The organism is Anaerostipes sp. CAG:276 (genome assembly GCF_000432215.1).
GTDB lineage: Bacteria > Bacillota > Clostridia > Lachnospirales > Lachnospiraceae > Anaerostipes > Anaerostipes caccae.
The window spans coordinates 1-858 of sequence record NZ_FR889162.1; the positions used below are offsets into that span (position 1 = coordinate 1).

1 pseudogene is annotated in these 858 nt (G+C 39.9%); it reads left to right on the forward strand.

Features of this window, described 5'->3' with window-relative positions:
- Positions 1-858: pseudogene (locus tag QVP35_RS00005) on the forward strand (hypothetical protein); the annotation flags it as partial.

An 858-nucleotide genomic window follows, 5' to 3' on the forward strand; every position in this document is an offset into this window, starting at 1 on the left:
AAAATGTAGATTACAAAGTAAAAGGGGTATCAGATAAAGTATATGGTGGTGCAGGGAGCATAGCGACTGGTCTGTCAGATGAATATATTAACAAAAGAATGGCGAAAGAAATCACGGATATGGCTGGAAGCGAATTTAAGAATACAGAGTTGTACTCAAGATTAATCCGCATAGATGGAAAAATAATCAATGCAGCGAACATAGGTAAAGCAGGTCGCTTTGCTGAAAAAGGATATGGAGAGTTTTTGAATCTTGGAAATTTAATGGCTGTTCATAATGTGGCAGAAGAAGCGCAGAAGTATAAACGTTATAAAGAAGGAAAAGGAACGGAAAAAGGTGACCCGGGGAAACAATTGATTCTCGAAGCAGCATCATGGGGAGCATCGAAAGGAGCAACTAAGGTTGTACAAAGTGGCACGACAGCATTATTTACCAAACTGGGTGCAGAGTATGGTGCATTTGCAGGTCCGGCAGGAATTGTTGCGGGAGCACTAGCAGGGTACCTGGTCTCAGAATATGGAGACGATGTGTATGCCGCTGCGGAAAAGCATGGAAACAAAGTTTGGGAACAGACGTATGATCCACTGGTAAAGAAATACAGAAATAAAAAAGGGGAACTGCAGTATAAACCTTCGTACAGTCGTGAAATTTTAAAAAGTTTTAATAAAAGTAAAGCTCCCACATACGGTTTTGCAGCATCAGATAAATACAAACAGCAGCAAATGGACAACTATAATGCAATGATGAGACAGAGTAAAAAAAATAAATCGCTGCAAAGACAAAATGCAGCAAAAAAATCGACACCTAAAAAGAAAGAAAACTTCTTCAGCAGGTTAAAGAGGCAGCTATGGGGTCTCT